This window comes from Brevundimonas sp. KH_058 (assembly GCF_057838505.1).
Genome location: NZ_CM174469.1, coordinates 2,472,655 through 2,493,973, shown reverse-complemented (window position 1 = coordinate 2,493,973; position 21,319 = coordinate 2,472,655). Strand labels below are relative to the sequence as shown.

At 65.4% G+C, this 21,319-nt stretch carries 21 protein-coding genes; 9 read left to right on the top strand and 12 right to left on the bottom strand.

Annotation, left to right across the window (positions count from 1 at the left end):
• Positions 1–32 precede the first annotated feature (32 nt).
• Together AC3ISA_RS12255 and AC3ISA_RS12250 are read left to right on the top strand one after the other, a co-directional pair.
• Positions 33–467 (top strand): hypothetical protein, encoded by a 435-nt coding sequence (locus tag AC3ISA_RS12255; RefSeq protein WP_372694541.1) that lies wholly within the window; start codon positions 33–35, stop codon positions 465–467.
• Between the two features lie 24 nt (positions 468–491).
• A complete protein-coding gene (locus AC3ISA_RS12250) occupies positions 492–986 on the top strand; it encodes a group III truncated hemoglobin (protein ID WP_489178096.1) in 495 nt (164 codons plus the stop codon).
• Position 987: 1 nt separating this feature from the next.
• Here AC3ISA_RS12250 and AC3ISA_RS12245 read toward each other — a convergent pair whose 3' ends face one another.
• Entirely contained in the window at positions 988–1,275 is a 288-nt protein-coding gene (locus AC3ISA_RS12245) for a type II toxin-antitoxin system RelE/ParE family toxin (protein WP_372694537.1), read from the bottom strand.
• Positions 1,272–1,559 (bottom strand): hypothetical protein, encoded by a 288-nt coding sequence (locus AC3ISA_RS12240; RefSeq protein ID WP_489178095.1) that lies wholly within the window; start codon positions 1,557–1,559, stop codon positions 1,272–1,274. Before AC3ISA_RS12240 ends, AC3ISA_RS12245 begins: the two co-directional genes overlap by 4 nt.
• Before the next feature lie 132 nt (positions 1,560–1,691).
• Here AC3ISA_RS12240 and uvrA point away from each other — a divergent pair, with 132 nt between their 5' ends.
• The gene (gene uvrA, locus AC3ISA_RS12235) at positions 1,692–4,637 is read left to right on the top strand and encodes an excinuclease ABC subunit UvrA (RefSeq protein WP_489178094.1); all 2,946 of its coding nucleotides are present in this window, start codon (positions 1,692–1,694) and stop codon (positions 4,635–4,637) included.
• Between the two features lie 53 nt (positions 4,638–4,690).
• On the opposite strand, the gene AC3ISA_RS12230 is transcribed toward uvrA, so the two are convergent.
• The 10 genes from AC3ISA_RS12230 to AC3ISA_RS12185 form a co-directional block, all read right to left on the bottom strand.
• Positions 4,691–5,572 (bottom strand): hypothetical protein, encoded by an 882-nt coding sequence (locus tag AC3ISA_RS12230; RefSeq protein WP_372694531.1) that lies wholly within the window; start codon positions 5,570–5,572, stop codon positions 4,691–4,693.
• A gap of 84 nt (positions 5,573–5,656) precedes the next feature.
• Entirely contained in the window at positions 5,657–6,310 is a 654-nt protein-coding gene (locus AC3ISA_RS12225) for an ABC-type transport auxiliary lipoprotein family protein (protein ID WP_489178093.1), read from the bottom strand.
• Positions 6,307–7,245, bottom strand: a complete 939-nt coding sequence (locus tag AC3ISA_RS12220; RefSeq protein WP_372694527.1) for an MlaD family protein — start codon at positions 7,243–7,245, stop codon at positions 6,307–6,309. The genes AC3ISA_RS12225 and AC3ISA_RS12220 overlap by 4 nt, the downstream gene beginning before the upstream one ends.
• 12 nt (positions 7,246–7,257) lie before the next feature.
• The gene (locus AC3ISA_RS12215) at positions 7,258–8,034 is read right to left on the bottom strand and encodes an ABC transporter ATP-binding protein (protein WP_489178092.1); all 777 of its coding nucleotides are present in this window, start codon (positions 8,032–8,034) and stop codon (positions 7,258–7,260) included.
• Positions 8,031–9,146 (bottom strand): MlaE family ABC transporter permease, encoded by a 1,116-nt coding sequence (locus tag AC3ISA_RS12210; protein ID WP_489178091.1) that lies wholly within the window; start codon positions 9,144–9,146, stop codon positions 8,031–8,033. The genes AC3ISA_RS12215 and AC3ISA_RS12210 overlap by 4 nt, the downstream gene beginning before the upstream one ends.
• 230 nt (positions 9,147–9,376) lie before the next feature.
• The gene (locus AC3ISA_RS12205; protein ID WP_489178090.1) at positions 9,377–10,831 is read right to left on the bottom strand and encodes a UdgX family uracil-DNA binding protein; all 1,455 of its coding nucleotides are present in this window, start codon (positions 10,829–10,831) and stop codon (positions 9,377–9,379) included.
• Positions 10,831–12,069, bottom strand: coding sequence for a putative DNA modification/repair radical SAM protein (locus AC3ISA_RS12200; RefSeq protein ID WP_489178089.1), 1,239 nt, complete (start codon positions 12,067–12,069; stop codon positions 10,831–10,833). Before AC3ISA_RS12200 ends, AC3ISA_RS12205 begins: the two co-directional genes overlap by 1 nt.
• Positions 12,070–12,135: 66 nt before the next feature.
• Positions 12,136–13,101 (bottom strand): flagellin, encoded by a 966-nt coding sequence (locus AC3ISA_RS12195; RefSeq protein ID WP_489178088.1) that lies wholly within the window; start codon positions 13,099–13,101, stop codon positions 12,136–12,138.
• Positions 13,098–15,197, bottom strand: a complete 2,100-nt coding sequence (flgK, locus tag AC3ISA_RS12190; RefSeq protein ID WP_489178087.1) for a flagellar hook-associated protein FlgK — start codon at positions 15,195–15,197, stop codon at positions 13,098–13,100. The genes AC3ISA_RS12195 and flgK overlap by 4 nt, the downstream gene beginning before the upstream one ends.
• Before the next feature lie 599 nt (positions 15,198–15,796).
• Positions 15,797–16,270, bottom strand: coding sequence for a hypothetical protein (locus AC3ISA_RS12185; RefSeq protein WP_489178086.1), 474 nt, complete (start codon positions 16,268–16,270; stop codon positions 15,797–15,799).
• Between AC3ISA_RS12185 and AC3ISA_RS12180 the strand changes: the two genes are divergently transcribed.
• The 6 genes from AC3ISA_RS12180 (at position 16,269) to AC3ISA_RS12155 (ending at position 21,299) form a co-directional block, all read left to right on the top strand.
• Positions 16,269–17,621 carry a flagellar hook-length control protein FliK gene (locus AC3ISA_RS12180; protein ID WP_489178085.1) on the top strand — a complete coding sequence of 451 codons (1,353 nt, stop codon included), beginning with the start codon at positions 16,269–16,271 and terminating at the stop codon, positions 17,619–17,621. The genes AC3ISA_RS12185 and AC3ISA_RS12180 overlap by 2 nt on opposite strands.
• A 4-nt stretch (positions 17,622–17,625) precedes the next feature.
• Positions 17,626–18,354, top strand: a complete 729-nt coding sequence (locus tag AC3ISA_RS12175) for a flagellar hook assembly protein FlgD (RefSeq protein WP_489178084.1) — start codon at positions 17,626–17,628, stop codon at positions 18,352–18,354.
• Positions 18,355–18,402: 48 nt separating this feature from the next.
• Positions 18,403–20,163, top strand: coding sequence for a flagellar hook protein FlgE (flgE, locus tag AC3ISA_RS12170; RefSeq protein ID WP_372694509.1), 1,761 nt, complete (start codon positions 18,403–18,405; stop codon positions 20,161–20,163).
• 172 nt (positions 20,164–20,335) lie between these two features.
• Positions 20,336–20,620 (top strand): CtrA inhibitor SciP, encoded by a 285-nt coding sequence (gene sciP, locus AC3ISA_RS12165; protein WP_026108337.1) that lies wholly within the window; start codon positions 20,336–20,338, stop codon positions 20,618–20,620.
• Positions 20,621–20,704: 84 nt separating this feature from the next.
• Positions 20,705–20,947: a type II toxin-antitoxin system ParD family antitoxin gene (locus AC3ISA_RS12160; RefSeq protein ID WP_489178083.1), complete on the top strand. Its 243-nt coding sequence runs from the start codon at positions 20,705–20,707 to the stop codon at positions 20,945–20,947.
• Positions 20,948–20,969: 22 nt separating this feature from the next.
• Positions 20,970–21,299, top strand: a complete 330-nt coding sequence (locus AC3ISA_RS12155; RefSeq protein WP_489178082.1) for a type II toxin-antitoxin system RelE/ParE family toxin — start codon at positions 20,970–20,972, stop codon at positions 21,297–21,299.
• The last annotated feature ends 20 nt before the right edge of the window (positions 21,300–21,319 follow it).

Sequence of the window (21,319 nt, the reverse complement as noted above, 5' to 3'; positions counted from 1 at the left end):
CGCGTGAGAAGCTTGACCGTCAGGAGCCCTCGATGAAGCCTCTAGTCTGCCTCTCGCTCGTTTCCGCCATGGCGTCGGCCGCTTGCGCCAGCGTCCCGGACACGCCGCCTGCGCCCCCGAACTATACCGCCGTTCCGACTCAGGAGCCGACTCGAAACGCCCATCTTTACGCCGCCTGTCTGGAACAAGCTGCCGCAGCGGGCGCCTATCGCCGCACGGACAATGGCGAAGGCGCTGAACTGCTGGTGTTCACATGCACTGGCGCACCCGCGACCGCCTTCGCCGCTGCGCTCGCGCCGTGGAGCGACAAGATCAGCTCGGCCTTCCAGCGCGACGGCCGCACCTTCCGGTCCACCGCCAAGGCCGAAGCCAACCTGTTCAGCGTCGACTATTGCTCGACCGACGCGACCGGCGACGACGCGATCTGCGTCCTGACCTTCAACGCCGGCGACTTCCTCGACCAATAGGATTGCGCCGGGTAAACGGCGACGATGCAAAGCCGCTTCCGCATCGAAGATCCAGCCGGCGCCGCCGAGCGTCGTGATGCCGCAGTCCAGCGTCTGCGTGACGAGACCGGCATTGACGAGACCATGATCGACGCCCTGGTCGAAGCCTTCTACGCCCGCGTCCGCGACGACGCCCTGATCGGCCCGATCTTCGCGGCCCGCATCACCGACTGGGCGCCGCATCTGGCGCAGATGAAGCTGTTCTGGTCGTCGGTCGCCCTGTCCACCGGCGTCTATCAGGGCCGGCCCATGCCCAAACACCTGCCCCTGCCCATCGACGCCCGCCATTTCGACCGCTGGCTGGAGTTCTTCGTCGAGACCGCCCGCGCCCTGTGCCCGCTCGTCGCCGCCAATCACTTCATCGAACGCGCCCGCCGCATCGCCGAAAGCCTGGAACTGGGCGTCGCCACCGCCAGCGGCGTCATCCTAACCAAGGGCGAGCGGTTCGTCCGGCCGACAAAGGCTTGGTCGCCGGAATAGGTCAGGCCCGCCAATTTTCACGAGAGTGGAAGATATGCGAGACGACTACCCGCCGCACCTCGACCCGATAGATGATGACATAGGCGCCTTCGCCGAACGGCGCCTTAAGTCGCCGGTCCCTATCGTCGATCTTCTGCCCCCTGTCCGGCATATCGGACAGCGACCGTAGCGCTGCCTTCAACACCGCCCGCATTCGCTCTACGGCCGAAGGCGCCGCTTCAGCCAGGAAAGAGGTCAGTCGCAGTAAATCCCGTTCCGCAGACGGAAGCACGACGACGGCAAACTTCATCTCGCCTTCGCGCGCAGCTTCTCGTCCAAAGCGGCATCAAAGGCGGCCAGCGCGTCCTCAAGCGGAATTGTCTCCCCCGTCCGCTCATATTCCGCCCAGCGTTCGGCGTCCTCCGCGACCCAAGCCGCCGGGTATTCGCTGACGCCTGCGATGCTGATATCGCCCATCACGCCTTCCAGCGCTTGCAGAGCATAGGCGGTCGGATCCACGCCTGCCGCCTCGGCCGCAGCCTTCAGCCGGCGCGCCTGATCCTCGTTCAGGTGGATGTCGAAACCATCGGCCATGCGGCGACGATAACCCAGCCTTCCGGACGCCGCAATGTTCCCACAATGTTCTTGCTTCAATCCTGCGATTCATCCCCATATAGCGATGTCGCGCCGGACCCGACCGGCCCTCCTCCGCGTTCTCCGGACAGCATGACCGAAAAGCACAACTTCATTCGCGTTCGCGGCGCCCGCGAGCATAATCTCAAGGGTGTGGACCTCGATATTCCGCGCGAACAGTTGGTGGTGATGACCGGGCTTTCGGGCTCGGGCAAGTCGTCCCTGGCGTTCGACACCATCTATGCCGAGGGCCAGCGTCGCTATGTCGAGAGCCTGTCGGCCTATGCGCGCCAGTTCCTGGAGCTGATGGGCAAGCCGGACGTGGACCTGATCGAGGGCCTGTCGCCGGCCATCTCCATCGAACAGAAGACGACGTCCAAGAACCCGCGCTCGACCGTCGGCACGGTGACCGAGATCCACGACTATATGCGCCTGCTGTGGGCGCGGGTCGGCGTGCCCTATTCGCCCGCGACCGGCCTTCCGATCGAGAGCCAGACCGTCAGCCAGATGGTCGACAAGCTGGTGGCCCTGCCCGACGGTGAGCGCATTCTGCTGCTGGCCCCCGTCGTGCGCGGCCGCAAGGGCGAGTATCGCAAGGAGATCGCCGAGTGGCAGCGTCAGGGCTTCCAGCGGCTGAAGATCGACGGGCAATTCTATCCGATCGACGAAGCCCCGACGCTGGACAAGAAGTTCAAGCACGACATCGATATCGTCGTGGACCGGATCGTCACCAAGCCTGACCAGGAAGCCCGCTACGCCGACAGTCTGCAGACGGCCCTGGGCCTGGCCGACGGCATCGCCAACGCCGAATGGGCGAGCACGGCCGAGGGCGAGACCGCACCGCGCAACCTGCTGTTCTCGGAGCGGTTCGCCTGCCCCGTCTCGGGCTTCACGATCAGCGAGATCGAGCCCCGGCTGTTCTCGTTCAACAATCCGTTCGGCGCCTGCCCGGTCTGCGACGGCCTTGGGGTCAAGCTGGCCTTCGACGCCGACCTGGTGATCCCGGATCGCGACAAGACACTGCACAAGGGCGCCGTCGCCCCCTGGGCGCGCGGCCCCTCTCCGCTCTACACCCAGACGCTGCAGTCGCTCAGCCGCCACTACGGCTTCTCGATGGACGTGGCGTGGCGCGAGCTTCCGGCTCAGGCGCACAAGGCGATTCTGTATGGAACCGGCGCCGAGAAGATCAAATTCACCTACGACGATAACGCCCGCAAATACGAGGTCTCCAAGCCGTTCGAGGGCGTGCTGCCGAACCTGGAACGCCGCTGGCGCGAGACCGACAGCGCATGGGTGCGCGAGGAACTGGCCCGCTATCAGTCCGAGACCCCATGCGACGCCTGCCACGGCAAGCGGCTGAAGCCCGAAGCCCTGGCGGTCAAGGTGGGCGCCCAGGACATCGCCGACATCTCCACCCTGTCGATCAAGAAGGCCTATGACTGGGTCCAGGGCCTGCCCGAGGCGCTCAGCGACAAGCAGATGGAGATCGGCCGGCGCATTCTGAAGGAGATCGGCGACCGGCTGCGGTTCCTCAATAACGTCGGCCTCGATTATCTGTCGCTGTCTCGCGCGTCGGGCACCCTGTCGGGCGGTGAGAGCCAGCGCATTCGTTTGGCGTCGCAAATCGGCTCAGGCCTGACCGGTGTCCTTTATGTGCTGGACGAACCCTCTATCGGCCTGCACCAGCGTGACAACACCCGCCTGTTGGAAAGCCTGAAAGGGCTGCGCGACCTGGGCAACTCGGTCCTTGTCGTCGAGCATGACGAGGAAGCCATTCTGACCGCCGACTATGTCATCGACATGGGCCCGGCCGCCGGCATCCACGGCGGCGAGGTCTGCGCCGAGGGCACGCCGGCCCAGGTCATGGCCAATCCCAAGTCCCTGACCGGCAAATATCTGACGGGCGAGCGCGAGATCGAGATCCCCGCCGACGGTCGCCGTCCGATCGACCGCAAGCGGATGCTGAAGATCAGCGGCGCCAGCGGCAACAATCTGAAGAGCGTCACGGGCGAGATCCCCGTCGGGGTCTTCACCTGCATCACCGGCGTGTCCGGCGGCGGCAAGTCGACCTTCACCATCGAGACCCTGTACAAGGCCGCCGCTCGTCGCCTTAACAATGCGTCAGAAGCCCCCGCACCCTTCGACCGAATCGAGGGGTTGGAGCATTTCGACAAGGTCATCGACATCGACCAGTCGCCCATCGGCCGCACCCCGCGCTCGAACCCGGCGACCTATACCGGCGCCTTTGGCCCGATCCGCGACTGGTATGCGGGCCTGCCGGAATCCAAGGCTCGCGGCTATGGCCCCGGCCGGTTCAGCTTCAACGTCAAGGGCGGCCGCTGCGAGGCCTGCCAGGGCGACGGCGTCATCAAGATCGAGATGCACTTCCTGCCCGACGTCTATGTCACCTGTGACGTCTGCAAGGGCAAACGCTATAACCGAGAGACGCTGGAGATCGTCTTCAAGGGCAAGTCCATCTCGGACGTGTTGGATATGACGGTCGAGGAAGCGGCGACCTTCTTCAAGGCCGTACCGCCGATCCGCGACAAGATGCTGACGCTGGAGCGGGTCGGGCTGGGCTACGTCAAGGTGGGCCAGCCGGCGACCACCCTGTCGGGCGGCGAGGCCCAGCGGGTCAAGCTGTCCAAGGAACTGTCGAAACGGGCCACCGGCCGGACCCTCTACATCCTCGACGAGCCGACGACCGGCCTGCATTTCGAGGACACCCGCAAGCTGCTTGAGGTGCTGCAGGAGCTGGTCGAGGCGGGCAACACCATCGTGGTGATCGAGCACAATCTCGATGTCATCAAGGTGGCCGACTATCTGCTCGACTTCGGCCCCGAGGGCGGCGACGGCGGCGGCGAGATCGTCGCAGTCGGCACGCCCGAACAGGTGGCGGACAATGACGCCAGCTGGACCGGGAAATACCTCAATGAGGTGCTTGATCGGCACGAGACCCGCCGCAAGGCGCGGGTCGCGGCTTTGGGCGGATCGGTCGGCGAACCGGCCAAGAAGAAGCGGGCGAAGGCTTCCGCCTAGCCGCCTTTGTCTCCATCGCCGCCGGGACTCGACGGCGATGGAGGGGAAGTTGCTCAGCGCGGCTTCAATGCCGCCCAGGCCGCCGAGAAGGGCGCGTAGAGCACGGCCAACTGCAGGGCCGACAGGAAGGCGTTGACGACCGAGGATAGCAGAAGGGCCGGCCAGGCCTGGGCCAGGATCTGCATCGTTCCCACGCCGTCGTAGCGGGCCAGGGTCTGAATCCCGCCGGTCATCAGGTCGGTCGCCGCGCCGATGATCATGCCCAGGATGCTGACGATCAGGTACATGATGACCGCGATGACGGCCATGCCCAGCAGCGCCCAGAAATGGCCCTTGGTGGCGCCAAAGGATTCGAACAGCGTGATCTTGCGGCGATCCACGGTCATCGGCACGGCCAGGCTGAACTTGATCGCCAGCCAGACGATCAGGGCGAAGACAGCGAAGACCAGCAGCACGCCCGCCAGGATCATCAGGGGCTGGCCGGATGCGGAGCCGAACCCGATGGCGGCGCCCACCAATGCCATACCCACGCCGGAAGCCAGACCAACGATGATGCTGACCAGCAGGCTGACGACCAGCACGCGCACCTCGTCCATGCCCACGCGGACATAGCCCCAGCGCGACTCTTCAGGACGCAGGACCGATCGTGCGACGGCGGCGCTCAACACCGTGCCGATCAACAGCCCGGCCGGCGCCGCCCAGGCCAGCGCGCCGGCATAGACCTGACCCAGGGCCTGGAAGTCCGCCATCGACGGATTGGCCGACTGTTCCAACGCCTCGCCCGCCGCCATCAGGGCCGCCCATTTGTCGGCGCCCAGGCCGAACATGACGACATACATCAGCAGATAGACCAGGCCCCAGGCCAGGGCCACGACCGGATGACGGCGAACGACCCGAAAGCCTTCGAAGGCGGCGTCGGTGGCGGAAAAACTCATGACAACTCCGGGTCAGATTCGGAGCCAGCCTAGCGCATCCGCAGGCCTGCGTCCTGCGGCCCTGGGATGAAGGCCGACCGGCCGTCAGTTGGCGGAGCTGATGGTCCAGTCGGCGATTTGGGTATTGATATCGCGCGTGGCCGTATCGAACGCCGCCACGATGGCCGACACGCGATTGTCGCCGGCTGGCTGGATCACCGTGAAGACCCGTTCAACCGAACGCCCTTCCTCCGGGCGAATGGCCCCGGTCGCCCCGGCTCGCCGTTCAGGCGTTGAGCGCAGTTGTGCGCGCGCCGTAACCACCACGTCCGGCACGGCGCCCGGCGCGGCGTAACGCGCCTCGAACGTCGTGACCGTGACCTGCAACACCAAGGGCGGCGTGCCGGCTTCGCGACGGCCCAGGACGCGGATCCGGTCGGCCCGGTTGGCGAAGGCGGCCTTCAGGCTGTCGTCGAACAGGGTCGAGGCCGGCGACACCCAGCGCGCGCCGCCGATGTAGGCCGTCTCCAGACCTGTGACGCCCAGGATGCGGTCATCGCCGGTCGCCTGTGGAAACTCGATGCGCCGGATCGAGACCGTCAATGGCGCGGGCGTGTCGCCCACGGCCGACGGCGCCTCGACCGGCAGGCCGAACCGATAGTTCTGCACCGGGTCGGGGGTCGACAGCAGGGCGCACCCGCTCAGGGCCGTCAGGACTGCTGCGGCTGCCGCCATTCGAAGGACAGGACGAAGGATCACGGCTGCACCTCCAGCTCTTTGGATTGGGGACGACCGATGAAGTCGCGCGGGCTGGCGCGGACATCGTCGATCAGGGATTGCAGCGAACGCGTGGCGTCCTGCAGCTCTTCGATCGTGCCGCTCAGTTGCGGCAGGCTGTTGGTGGTGAAATCGCCCAGCGGACGCTCCAGCCCGCTGATCGACCGGTTGGCCGATGCGATGGCCGTGCGGGCCTCCGCCGTCGCCGAGTTGATGTTGGCGATGGCCTGGCGACCGTCCGTATTGATGATCTGACGCGTGTCCACAGCGAGGGCCTGATATTCCTTCACTGCGGCATTGGCGTTGGTCACAGCCTCTTCCAGTTGCTGGAAGATGGCCTTGCGGGCTTCAAGCTCGGTCGTCAGGGATTCCACATTCTTCACGCTGGTCGAGAAGCTGCGGATATTGTCGTCGGACATGACGCGGTTGATCCGGTTCAGGGCATCCACCGTCTGGGCCAGCACCGTGCCCGAACCGCTCAGCAGCTCGGCGATGGGCGACGGCTGGCTTTGCAGCACCGGCACGACATTGTCGGGATACTGGTCCTTCAGCAGGGCGCTGTTGGGCGAGCCGGCGGTGATCTGGATGTAGTTCAGGCCCGTGATGCCCTGCGGCTCCAGCTGGGCGCGCGAGGTCACGCGAACCGGCGTGGTGCCGTCCACACGCACCCGGGCGATGACCTGGTCGCCACGCTTGGTGTCGATGTTCAAATCGGTGACCTCGCCGACGCGGATGCCGTTGAAATGCACCTCGCCGCCTTCGGACAGACCGTTCACCGGTCCGTAGAAGACGATGTCGTACATGTCGTAATCGCTGTTGAACTGCAGCCGGGCCAGCCAGATGGTGAACACCGCCAGCGCCGCCAGAAGGCAGACGGTGGCGATCCCGACCGCGGCGTAATGTGCGTCTCTTTCCATAGTCGGCTCTCCTCAGGCCGCCGTCTTGGTGGCTGCGCGACCGCGCGGCCCCAAGAAGTATTCCTTGATCCACGGATGGTCGGAGCGTTCCAGCTCCTGCACCGTGGCCTTTTCCACGACCCGCTTGTCCGCCAGCACCGCCACCTTGTCACAGATGGCGTACAACGTATCGAGGTCGTGAGTGATCATGAAGACGGACAGACCCAGGTCGTCCGCCAGCTGCCGGATCAGGTCGTCGAAGGCGGCCGCACCGATGGGGTCCAGCCCCGCCGTTGGTTCGTCCAGGAACACCAGTTCCGGATCCAGCGCCAGCGCCCGCGCCAGGCCGGCGCGCTTCTTCATCCCGCCCGACAGTTCGGCAGGCTTCAGGTGATGGTGCTCGGGCTTCAGACCGACCATGGCGATCTTCAACTCTGCCAGCTCATAGATGACGGCCTTGGGTAATTTGGTGTGCTCGACCAGGGGCGAGGCGACATTCTCCAGCACGCTCAGCGACGAGAACAGCGCGCCTTGCTGGAACAGGATGCCGGTGCGGCGTTCGATGTCCGCCGACTGATCGTCGGTCAGGGTCGCGCGGTCGTAGCCCAGCACCTTGACCGAGCCGCCCTCGGGCTCCTTCAAGCCGATGATGGTGTTCAGCAGCACGGTCTTGCCCGCGCCGGATCCACCGACCACGCCCATGACTTCGCCCCGCACCAGGTCGAGATCCAGGTTCTCGTGGATGGTCCGGTCGCCGAACTGGCTCAGCAGGCCGCGCACCTCGATCAGGTTTTCTGGTGCGTCGGTCATATGTTCAGCTCCAGGAAGACCAGGGCGAACACAGCGTCCAGCAGGATGATGGCGAAGATGGCCTGCACCACGGCGGCCGTCACACGGCGTCCCAAGCTCTCGACGTCGCCGGCGACCGACATGCCCTGACGGCAGCCGATGGCGGCGATGACCAGGGCGAAGACTGGCGCCTTCACCAGGCCAACCATCATGTGCTGGGCCATGGTCCCGTCCTCGACCAGGCGTTGGAAGAAGAAGGCGGGACCGAGGTTGAGCGAGGTCCAGCACACCACCAGACCGCCCATCAGACCGCCGATCATGCCCATGAAGGTCAGCAGCGGCAGCATCAATACCAGAGACGCCACGCGCGGGATGACCAGGGCCTGGAACGGATTGACGCCCATGACCTGCATGGCGTCGACTTCCTGGTTCATCCGCATGGACCCGATCTCGGCCGCGAATGCGGACGCCGAACGCCCGGCCAGCAGGACCGAGGCGATCACCACGGCGAACTCGCGGAACATGGCCACGCCGATCAGCTGCACCGCAAAGACCTGGGCGCCGAAGTCGGTCAGCAGGTCCACGCCGATGAAGGCGACCACAGCCCCGATGAAGAAGTTGGTGATCATGACGATGGGGATGGCGTCCAGACCGGCGCGCTCGGCCTGGCTGACCCAGGCGGGCCAACGAATGCCGCCGGGATGTTTGGCGGCCTCGACCACGGCGGCCATCAACCGCCCCAGGAAGGCCAGCGACAGCATGGCCTCGGCGCCGAAATCATAGACGCCCCGGCCGATCTTGGCGAAGGTGCGGATGAAGGCGCTGGGGCGTTTCGGCGCCGGGGCGCTCTCGCGCTCCAGCAGTTCGATCATGTGATAGATGCGACCGGCCTCGGGCCGATCCTTCCACTGGCTTTTGGAAAGACGGCCGCTGGAGGCCTGCACCAGGGCCAGGGCGCCGGCCGTATCGAACCGGCCCAGGTCGGCGGTGTCGATGCTGGCGATCTCGCGCCCTTCCAGATCGCGGCTCAGCTCGGTTGGCAGACGGCCGAGAGCCGTCGTCGTCCAGTCGCCGGACAGGCGCAGCTTCGCCGCGCCGTCCGCATCGACGATTTCATACTGCGGCTGGTTCATCGGGCCTCGAACGACCGGTCGGACATCGCGATCTTCCCCAGGCCGCCTCTCAAGACAGCCGAAATCCCTACCGCGCTAATGGTCAAGCCGGCAGACGATGTCAACGCGCGATGACATTCGCGCGGATGTTTGTCGTTCGACCGTGTCGAGACCGCCTCCCCCATTCGTTTTTTCCCAACTGTCACGCTGGCGCTGATGCCAAACGCGGCCGAACGGGATTCGTTCTCGGATCAATCCATACGATGCCGAACCGCGACCAGATCATCGATGAACAGCCGCCGCGCTTGGACCTTGGCCTCCGCATCCGGCAGACGCAGCAGATAGGAGGGGTGGACAGTCAGGACGGCGCTCGATCCATCTTCCAGCGCGATCGGCGCGCCGCGTTCCTGCATCACGGCGGGTTTGCGCCCCAACAACGCCAGGCCGGCCGTCGCACCCAGAGCCAGCACCACCCTGGGCTTGATCAACCGCCGCTCCGCATCCAGCCACCAACGGCAGGCCTGCACCTCGCCCGCATTCGGCGTCTTGTGCAGACGGCGCTTGCCGCGCGGCTCGTGCTTGAAGTGTTTGACGGCGTTGGTGACATAGACATCGGACCGGTCGATGCCGGCCTCGGCCAGAGCCGCATCCAGCACCTGCCCCGCCGGCCCGATGAAGGCGCGACCGGCCAGATCCTCCTGATCGCCCGGCTGTTCGCCGACGATCATCAGTCGCGCCGTCTTTGGTCCCTCGCCGCACACCCCTTGGGTCGCATCACGATACAGGGGGCAACGGCGGCAGGCCTGAATGCCGTCCACCACATCTGTCAGGCTGTCAGGCACGGCCTCGGCGTCCGGCCGCGCGGCATGGAGGTCCGGCGCCGTCAGACGCGCGAAACGCGGGTTGGGTTCTGGCGCGGGCGCGGCGACCATGGTCTCGGTGCGAACCGACGAGGCGGCGATCAACTCCGGTATCAGGGCGGCCTCGGGCAGGTTTTTCCAATAGGACTTGGCCATCTCGCCCTGCATGGTCTTCACCTTCAGGCGCGCAGGATTGAAGGTCGAGGCGTAGTAGGTCTTCCAGAAATCCTCGATCTCGTCCTCGGCCGGCGCCATATCGCGCGTCGCGGGCGGACCGAACCGCAAGGTCTCGCCGTCCCAGAAGGCCGAACCATCCGGCGTCAGGATCGACCACCGCATGGTCGTGAACCGACGCTGGAAGAAGGGCGCGGTCTTTTCCAGCACCCGATGCGGTGGTTCGAACCACGCCACCCAGGCCTCGCCGCGATCATCGTGAACCTGACGAAAGCGCACGAAGGCCTTCATCTTGTGCGACGCCCGACTGACGTTCTTGGCCCGCTCCAACGCGTCGGCCATGTCGCGGTCTGAGATCACCTTGATCAGATCGGGCTCGTCCCGCAGCCGCCACAGCAGCCGATACATCAGGTCGAACCGGTCGGCAGATCGGTGCAGGATCAGGTTCTGGGCCAGATCCACGAAGTCTTTGGGGACGCTGAATTCCTGCCGCTCGACAGCCCATAAAGTGGGGTGCGCGGCGGTCGGCTCATCGAACAATCCCCCTTGCTCCTCCCCGCCGTGCACCACGAACCGCGCCGCCGCCGGCTCCACCCCAGCCAACCGGAACGCCCGCGCGGCCTTGCGCCAGCCGTCGAAGTCCGTCTCGCTGTCCAGCGTCGCGATCGCCATCAGAACAGGCTCAATTGCTCGGGCGTGCGGCTGGTCACCCGCGCCCTCAGGTCGGCCGCATCCGTCAACCCGCCCGGCGTCCAATCCAAGGCCGTGATGAAAGGTCTGATCTTGGCCACCGACCGCGTCAGCCGCCCGACATCCTCCAGCCGCAAGGTCCGATACCGCCGCACCGACACGATCCGGTCCACCGCCTTCACGCCTAGCCCCGGCACCCGCAGCAGCATCTCGCGCGAAGCCCGGTTCACATCGACCGGAAACTGCTCGCGCTTGTTCAAAGCCCAGGCCAGCTTGGGATCGACCGCCAGGTCCAGCATCCCGCCCGTCGCCCCCTCGCCGATCTCGGGCGCTGAAAACCCATAGAACCGCATCAGCCAATCGGCCTGATACAGGCGGTGCTCGCGCATCAGCGGCGGCTTGGACAACGGCAGGATGGCGCTGGAATCCGGGATCGGGCTGAACGCTGAATAATAGACCCGCCGCAAGCCATAGCCGCCGTACAGCGACGCGCTGCGGTCCAGGATCTCGGTGTCCGGCGCGCCGTCGGCGCCGATGATCAACTGAGTGCTCTGACCGCCCGGCGCGAACTTCGGCGGTTTAATCTTGTCGCGCTTGCCCGGCTTGGCCGCCTCGACGCCCAACCGCACCTGGCTCATCGCCTTCTTGATGACGCCGACGTCCTTCTGGGGCGCCAGTCGGGCCAGGGCCTCGTCACGCGGCAGTTCGATATTGGCCGACAGACGGTCGGCATACAGACCCGCCATCTCCACCAGCTTGGGATCGGCCTCGGGGATCAGCTTCAGGTGGATGTAGCCGCGGAAATCGTGAACCTCGCGCAGGGTCTTGGCCACCAGAACCAGCTGCTCCATCGTATAATCGCCCGACCGAATGATGCCCGACGACAGGAACAGCCCCTCGATATAGTTCCGCTTGTAGAAGTTCAGCGTCAGGTCGACGACCTCGTCCACATCGAACCGCGCTCGCTCCACGTTCGACGACACCCGATTGATGCAATAGGCGCAATCGTAGATGCAGAAGTTGGTCAGCAGAATCTTCAGCAGGCTGATGCACCGCCCGTCCGGCGTATAGGCGTGGCAGATGCCCATCCCCTCGGTCGAGCCGATTCCCTTGCCGCCGACCGAGTTCCGTTTCGACGTTCCCGACGACGAACATGAGGCGTCGTATTTCGCCGCATCAGCGAGAACGGACAGTTTTCGACGCAGATCGAGACGAGCCATTGTTCATGATACGTTCTCGCACGGTGATCGGTCCAGCGTAGCCGTTTTCTTTTTTAATGCCGCCGCTTAACGCAGTAGATTCAACAGCGACGTATTCTTCAGCGAGTTGATGATCTGGGCCGAGGCCTCAATCGCCACCTGAGCCATCTGCAGGTCCGTGATCGCGCGCGCGGGATCATAGCCGGACTTGTCCTGCATCATCTTCTGCAGGGCCGTCTTCTGGCCCTCCTGCGAGTCCAGCGCCGCCTCGACATGGTTCTGGATCAGGCCGTTCTTGGCGGTCTGGTTGGTCAAGCCGATGTTTGCCTTGTCCATCTCGCCAAGCTGCGCCTTCAAAAAGGCGGTGACGTCGGCGTTCGGCTGGCCGGTCAGGGTTCCGGCCCCGGCCGGCGTATAGGTCACCCCCCCCACCGTGACCGGCGTGCCGTTTTGAAAGGCCTGGATGTTGCGGAACACCTCCGTCAACGGGCCGCCGATCTCGCTGGCCAGGAAGCCGGTCTCGACCGTCGTCTTCTCGTCGATGCGCGACTTCTGCTTCAGCGTGTCGTTGGCGAAGGTCGAGGCGACCGACGGCGCCGTCGCCAAATCGGCCATGGTTCCCGCCGTCGCCGGAGCGATGTCGCCCTGACCGCCCGCGAACAGATAGGATCCCTGGTGCTCGGCATTCAGTCCGCCCTGGACCGTTTGATACTGCAGGCCCAGCTCGGTCATCAGGTTGGTGATATTGCCCGCCGCCATGCTGGTGGCGATGGCTTCGCGCGCGCCGGTTCCGCCTTCGTAGATGCGGCTCATGGCCAAGTCCTGCGCGCTCAACCGCGCCGCCACGGCTTCTCCGGTGGAGATGAAACCCTCCAGCCGCGCCTGGGTCGAGGTCAGGCTGGTCAGTTGTTCGGCGCCCCGGCCATAGCCGGACATGTCGGTGGCGATCTTCTCGCTGTCGATCCGCTCCTGCGCCTGCTGGGCGCGGCTCTGCGCATTCATGAGGCTGAGAAGCGCCGACTGGTAGTTTCCGCTCGTGGCGACGCGCGTCATTGCAGGATTCCGATCAGAACGTCGTACATGTCCTTGCTCGCCTGGATCAGGCGCGCAGAGGCGTTATAGGCTTGCTGGAAGGTGGTCATATTGACCAGCTCCTCGTCCATATTGACCCCTTCGGCCGAGGTGCGGCGGCTGTCCGCCTCCTTGGCCAGGGCGGTCGCGGTCTCGCTGCGGGTCTTGGCCGCCGAGGCCTTGCCGCCGATCTCGCCGGCGAAGTCCGCCGCATAGGACGACAGGGTCTTGGTCCCGCCCGAGTTTCCGCCGGCCGCACCGAAGGCGACGTTCTTCTTGCCCACGTCGCCCAGCACGAGCCCGCCGCGCCCGTCGCTCTTGCTCAACGCTGGCGTTCCCGCCGCCGCCGACAGGTTCAGTTGCGCCAAGGCCAGCTTGCCGGGATCCTGCTGGATGTCGCTGCGGACCGTATAGGCCTCGGCGCGCGTCGATCCGGTCGCGCCCAGGCCGAACAGTTGCGACATCGATACGCCGGACGGGTCCTGGGTCGTGCCGTCCTTGACCACGCTCATGGTGGTGACGGAGGGGTCATAGGCCTTGAACGACAGCTTGCCTGCCGCATCCAGGCTGAAGGCGCCGTAACGCCCTACGCCCGTGATGGGATCGTTCAACGCGCCCAGCATCTCGCCCATCGTGCCCGTGCCGGCGGGGACCGAGACGGTGATGTCGCGCTGGCGCGACCCCGATTCACCGGCGAAACGCAGCGTCAGGCTCTCGCCGGGATCGAAGCCGTGCGGCGACGCCAGGGTCAGGCCGGTCTCATAGAAGCTGGGCGTGTTGGTCGAGACCAGATCGTTCAGCCCGAACCAGTGCGAAAAGCCGCGACCGCCCTTGGCGCTGGGGGACGTCGCATCGTCGGCGATGGCGACGCCGTTTGCACCCGCGCCGTCCAGTTGCAGCCGACCTTCCGAGAAGCTGGCCGTCGCCGCCCCGCCCATCTGGGCGTTCAGCACGCTGAGGAAGGTCGAAGGATCGGCCGCGACGCCATTCACGGTCATCGTCGCGCTGGAGAAGACGATCCGGGCCGAGGCCTGCACCACCCCGGCCGCATTGACCGCCGTGATCGTCGTCGTTCCGGTAAAGCCGGTCAGGGCGTTTTCCAGCGACTGACCCGTGTTGCGTCCGGTCAGCTGGGTCGGCGCCGGCACGCTGCTGTTGGCGTTGTGGGCGCGGTTCAACTCGTCCGCCAGCTTGGCGGTCAGTTCGCCCAGACGCGCCGCAGCCGCCGGCGCATCGACATCGCGGATTTCGACCAGACCCTTGATCTGCCCCGACGACACCCCGTCCAGCAGAGGCCAGCGCGTGCCGCTGGGCTCGGTGATCATGATGTCGGAGAAGGCCGTCATGGCGCCGACCGTGCCGGCCGCCTGATAGGACAGGGTCGCGGCGCCTTCGCCGACCAGGGTCGTGCCGGCATTGGTACGCAGGGTCACGCCACCGTTCGACCGGGCCTCGACCTTCACGTCCATATATTTCGACAACTCGTTGATCAGGCCGAGTTGTGCGTTCTGCGCGCCGGTCACGTCCTCATTGGTGACCGTCCCGGAAGCGATGGTCTTGTTCAGCTTGGCGATCTGCTCCAGCAGCGGATTGACGGTCTCGATCGCGCTTTGCAGCCGGCCGTCCGCCTCCTGACGTGCCGACTGAATCTGGGCCGCGATGCCCGAGGCCTGGTTGAAGATCGCCTGGGTCTTGTAGATCGTGTCCTGGCGGCCGGCGGACGAGGTCGGGCTTTCCGCCAGGGTGGCGTAGCTGGCGAACAGCTTGTCGACCTGGGCGAAGAAGTTGCTGTCGCTGCTGGGATCGCCGAACTGGTTCTGGATCTGGTCGTACAGTTCGTAACGCACGGTCTGGCGCGCGGCGTCCGACCCCGCGCTCAAACTCGCCGCCTGCAGGAAGCGGTCGGTCGCCAGACGGACCCGCGTGACATCGACGCCCGAGCCATAGCCGTTGGTGACGGCGGCGGACTGGTCGGCGACCTTGCGGATGTATCCGGGCGTGTCGACGTTGGCGATATTGTCGGCGGTGACGCGCAACTGGGCCTGGGCGGTCTTCAGCCCCGACGTCGCGATGTTCATGATCGAGTTCAGCGACATTGACGCATCTCCCCCGCCCTACCCGGCAACCGCTGCACTGTCGCGCGCAGTTCTTGCCCAGCCACGCGCCGCCCCCGCTCATGCAGAGCATTGTTTTTCAACAAGATCACAGATCGGGCAGCCGTCATGATCGGCAAGACGCGCAAAGGTCGGGCCAACAGCGACAGATGCGGTTTTGGGATTGGGCGCGCATCGAGGGGCGTTCGTCTACAGCCGGGCAAAAAATGGCGATAGCGCGGCAATAAACGACCGCCGCCATGACGACCGCCCATCGGATGGCCTGCCTTACCCACTGTTTTTGTTCGACTAAGGTCTTGGCCCGACCCTTGCGTTGATGGCGGCGAACCCTTGGGCGCAGCAGGCGCCGACCTTATCCCTCACGAAAGCCGCCGCGCCTCCATGTCGATCGCCTCCGCCCTGTTTGCGCCTGCCGCTCCGGTTTCGACCAGAACGCCGGTTGTCGCCTCGGGCGCAGACATGGCCGACGCCGGCCTGTTCTCCAGCAAGATCGCCGCTGTTCTGGACGCAGGCCTCGATACCGCGCCGGTCGAGCGGGTCGCGCCCGGTCGTTTGACGACCGTTCAATCGCTCGGCGTCATCCTGACCCAAGCCGTCAGTGACGAAACGAACGTCGTCGCGCCTGTCCTGATGGTCGAGCCCTCTGCAACGGCCACGATCAAGACTGCCGACTCCCAAACCCCGCCCATCGTTTCCGACGAGACGGCGGTAGGAACCGAAGACGCCGCGAACGATGACGATGCGGCAAGCGTCGCCGTCACGTCCTCACTCTTCCCCACCCCGCAGCCGACGCCACCGGTTGCGCCATTGACGTCAGCGACGCCGCAGCCGTTGACCGTGGAAGTTTCCGCTGGGCAATCAATCGAGACCGCACCCTCGACGACGACCTCCGTCGATGTGAAAGCTGCCCAAGGTTTGGCGACGCTCACGCCATTCGTTTCGACGACAGGATCGGCGCCGGCGCCGCCCCCCACCACGACAGACGCCGTGGCATCGGATGTCGTCGCGGCGGCGACTTCATTGTCGGTCGAGATCATGACCAAAACCGCTGCGGCCATCGTCCTACCCGAAGCCCTCCAAGCGGTTGCAGCCGAACTCGGCGATCTCCTGGCGGTCGCAAAACCGGCGTCGACTCCGACCGCAGCGAAGATTTCGGACAAGACCACGGCCGATAATGACCAGAGCGAAACTGCTCGGACGGCCGATAATGACCAGAGCCAACCCGCTCAGTCGGCATTGATGGCAAGCGCCCAGAAACCCGCAGCCGTCCCCACGCCTGCGGGTCAGCCTGTGGCGGATGCTGCGACGCGACCGGCTGAAGCCGCGACACTGATCACTGCTTCGTCAGATAACGCCAAGGCCGCCGCTCAGACGACACCAGCGGACACCGCCAAGCCGTCCGCCCCCTCGCCCATCGCCCAGGCCATGACGGCCGCCCAGATCCCGGCGGCCCAGGTCCAGATCTCGGTCGTTGCGGCGTCGTCAAAACCGGCGCCGGCCGTATCGGCCGATATCGCCGCAGCAGTGATCGTGGCCGAACTGTCCGCCACATCCGAAACGGCCGCCGCATCAGACCAAACCGCCGATGTCGCATCCAGCGACACGCCGTCTCAGACCCTGCCCGCGCCCACCCAAGCCGCGCCGCCGCTTAAGCCCTCGCGCCACGAACTGGCTCAGCAAACCAGCAACGCCGCCACGGCGCCCGTCTCGGCCGAAACGACCAACACGAAGACGACGGGCGCAGAGACGATGTCTCTGGCGGACGCTGGCGCCGCCTCGGCACCGTCGGCCAAACCGACGGCGACGACGGACACGGCTGCCGCCCCCGCGCCTCTCGCGGTCGCCCCCACCGCCGCACCGACGACCAGCGCGGCGCCCACCGATACCCAGCCCATCCAGCAGGCCGTCGCGCCTGATCGTGACCTGGGCCTCTCGACCCTGTCGCGCGCGACCGTCGAGACCACCGCCCAACTTGCCGCCCAGATCGCGCGCCGGCTGGACAGCCGTTCGACCCGGTTCGACATGGTGCTGACGCCGGAAGACCTGGGGCGCGTGGATGTCAGCCTGGAGATCGGCAAGGACGGTCAGCTGTCGGCCCGCCTGGCCTTCGACAACCCCGCCGCCGCTGCCGACCTGAAGGGTCGCGCCGACGAACTGCGTCGCCAGCTTCAGGACGCCGGCTTCCAGGTCGCGGGAGACGCGCTCGACTTCTCCCAACGCGATCCGTCTGCGGGCAACGGCGGCGCCTTCGACCGCCAGCAGCAACGCAACGCCCTGTTCGCTGGCGGCTCTCGCCTGGCGGCCCAGGCCGACACCCCCATCGTCCCGGCGCCCGGCGCCTGGGTCAATCATTCCCAGACGCCCGAGCGCGTCGATCTGAAGGTCTGACCCCATGGTCGACGCCGTCACAACCAATGCCGCAGCAAACCGCGTAACGACAGGCACCAAGGGCCTGGCCTCGAACTTCGAGACCTTCCTGACCCTGTTGACCACGCAGATGAAGAACCAGGATCCGCTATCGCCGCTGGATTCCAACCAGTTCACGGCCCAGCTGACCCAGATGGCCGGCGTCGAACAGCAACTACTGACCAACGACCTGCTGACCAGCCTGCTTTCGGCGCAGTCCGCAGGCGGTCTCGACAACGCCGCCAACTACATCGGCAAGAGCGTGACCGCCGCCTGGACGGCGACCGAGTTCAACGACGGAAAGGCGACCTGGGCCTACGAACTGGGCGCCGACGCCGACAAGGCCACGCTGCAGGTCGTCGACAGCAAGGGCGCCGTCGTCTGGGAAGGCGCTGCACCCGACAAGAAATCCGGCCTGCACACCTTCAACTGGGACGGCAAGCTGAAGGACGGCGGCACGGCCGAGGACGGCGGCGTCTATACGCTGAAGGTCGCCGCGACCAACGCCTCAGGCGCCAAGGTCGATGCTCAGGCCCTGATCCAGGGCCGGGTGACCGGCGTCGAAATGTACAACGGCGCGCCGTATCTGGTGATCGGCGACTCCATCCTTCCGCTTTCGACCGTGATCTCGCTGAACGAGATCAAGGCGCAGGCCGACAACGACACCGACGATACGGAGAATCCGAACGTCCCCACCGAGGAGGCGGCCGCATGATGCGATCCGCCGCCTTCCCGATGACCTTCATTTAAGGAGCGTTCTTCCATGAGCCTCAATAGTGCAATGCTGGCCGGCGTGTCCGGTCTCGCCGCCAACTCCGCCGCCCTGGCGGCCATTTCCCAGAACATCGCCAACGTCAACACGGTCGGCTACAAGCGCACGGCCAGCGAGTTCCAGACCCTGGTCAACAGCCAGTCCTCATCCGGCGGCAGCTATTCCGCCGGCGGCGTGACCACCAACACGCGGTCGTTCGTCAGCCAGGAAGGCCAGCTTCAGCGCACGACCTCCAGCACCGACCTCGCCGTCAGCGGCCAGGGCTTCTTCGTCACGACGACCCAGGCCGAGAACGTCGGTTCGACCGACACCCGCCTGTTCACCCGCGCGGGCGCCTTCACCGTCGACAAGCAGGGCTATCTGAAGAACAGCGCCGGTCTGTACCTGCAGGGCTGGCCAGTGGATCCCAACGGCGAGATCGCGACTGACCCGTCCGACCTGTCACGCCTGCGCTCGATCAACATCGGCTCGGTCGGCGGCACCGCCGAACCGACGACCCGCGTCCAGATCAACGCCAACCTGCGTTCCAGCCAAGACCCGGCCGCGGCCGCCAGCGCACAATCCTACAAGAGCATCCCAGACACGACCTTGCCGACGGCCGGCACGCACGACGTCTCGGTCCGCTACACGCGCACTGGCGCCAATACCCACGATGTGGTCATCAAGTCCGGCACGCAGAGGATCAACGGCGCCGCGACCTTCGACGCGACGACCGGCGCTCTGACCGGCCTGACGGTCACAGGCGCGAACGCAGGCACGGCGACCCCGATCGGCACGCCGCCGACCCAGTTGCAGTTCACGCCCGCGACCGGACCGGCCTACACGGTCAACCTGGCGGACATCGGCCTGGGCAACGCCAACGTGGCCAAGACCAAATACGACCCGTCGGTCAACTCGATGGCGATGTACAACGCGGACGACGACAACCCCGTCGGCGTCAAGCCCGACTTCAAGATGAACATCCCCGTCTCGGACTCCAAGGGCGGCCAGCGCAATCTGGAAATCCGCTTCCTGAAGAGCGACGAACCGAACATCTGGTATTCGGAAATCGTGTCCGTGCCGGCCAGCGATGTCGTCACCGGCACGCCTTTCTCCAACGGCCAGATCAAGATCGGCAAGGTCGCCTTCACCCCGTCGGGTCGTCTCGACGTGGAAACGATGAAGACCTGGCCGGCGGGCACGGGCCTGTTCGATGACCCGACCATGGCGACGCTGGACTTCGGCAAGTCGGATCCGAACAACCTGACCATGCCTGCCGGCCAGGTCGCCTGGGCCGACGGTCTGGGTATCGCCGCCCAGGCGGTGACGCTGGACCTTAACACTTCCGCTGGCGGCCTCAGCCAGTTGAACACCGCCTCGGTGGTGCAATCGACCGTCACCAACGGCACCGCCTTCGGCAATCTGAGCGAGATCAAGATCGACGAAGGCGGCTTCGTCACCGCCATCTTCGACAACGGCGTGATGCGTCGCATCGCCCAGGTCGCGGTCGCCACATTCCCCAGCCCCGACAGCCTTCGTGAAGTGTCCGGCAACGCCTACGCCGTCAGCCTTCAGTCCGGCACCTTCAATCTGAAGGCCGCCGGCACGGGCGGCGCGGGCGAGATCGCGGCCAAGCAGTTGGAGTCCTCGACGGTCGATCTGTCGGCCGAATTCACCGGCCTGATCACCACCCAGAGGGCCTATTCCGCCTCGTCCAAGATCATCACCACGGCCGATGAAATGCTGGCCGAGCTGATCAACATCAAACGCTGATCGGCGAGTAAGTAAGCGTTAGTCTCGATGAATCGTCGCGCAATCAAGGTTGACAGAGTCGTTCGCGGAGGGACGGATTTTATCCGTTCCTTCACCACGACGCTTAAACGGACCTTAGTCGGGGCCGCCTACATTCATGACACTACGGTGTTGGTGAAAGAGGCATAAGCCCATGTTGCAAGAGCGACGCCTGAATAGCAAAGGCGAACAATACGTGGTCGGACCGACTGGCACGCCCCTGACCCTGAACGATCTGCCGCCGTCCAATACGGACCGGTGGGTGATCCGGCGCAAGGCCGAGGTCGTCGCCGCCGTGCGCGGCGGTCTGCTGAGCCTTGACGACGCCCTGGCGAAGTATCGCCTGACGGCCGAAGAATTCCTCGCATGGCAGAAGGCCATCGACAAATGGGGCATGCAGGGTCTGCGCACGACGCGGATCCAGAGCTACCGCTCCTAAAGATTTCCCCGAAGACGAAGAAGGGCCGCATCCGGCGACGGGTGCGGCTCTTGTCGTTGGAAGCGCCTGTGTTAAATTCCAGGCATGACGACTTTCGCCGTAAATCTGAGCGAGCAACTCGAATCCTTCGTCGACAAGAAGGTCGGGTCCGGCGCCTTTCGTGATCGGTCGGCGGTCATCGAAAGCGCGCTTGCCGATATGCAGCAGCACGATACGCAACTCACTGCGTTGAAAGCCAAAATCCAGGATGGCTTGGACGAGTTGAACGCAGGCCTGGGAGTAGAAGTCGAGGACATCGAAGCCTGGCTCGACGGCCTCGGTCGCTGATCCTTTGTCCCTACGTCTTGTCGTGGCCCCTCTGGCGCAGACCCAGATCGATACGATCCTCCGCGCAAGTGCTGTCGATTTCGGCGAGGTGGCGAGCGCTCGCTACAGAATGCTGCTGACGACCACTTTCCGACTGCTGGCGGAACGTCCGACCCATGCCGTCTCCAGATCGCTCTCTTTGAGCCATGAGACTGTTCACTTGTTTCACCTTCGTCACGCACGTCATCTGATGACGCCGAAGAATCGAGTCGCGTCGCCTCGGCATGTCATCGCCTATCGCCACGACGATCTGCGCATAGAGATCGCCCAGGTGTTGCATGATCGCATGGATATTCCGGCTCGCCTGCGCTGAGGCCTCGAAATCGCGCCGGT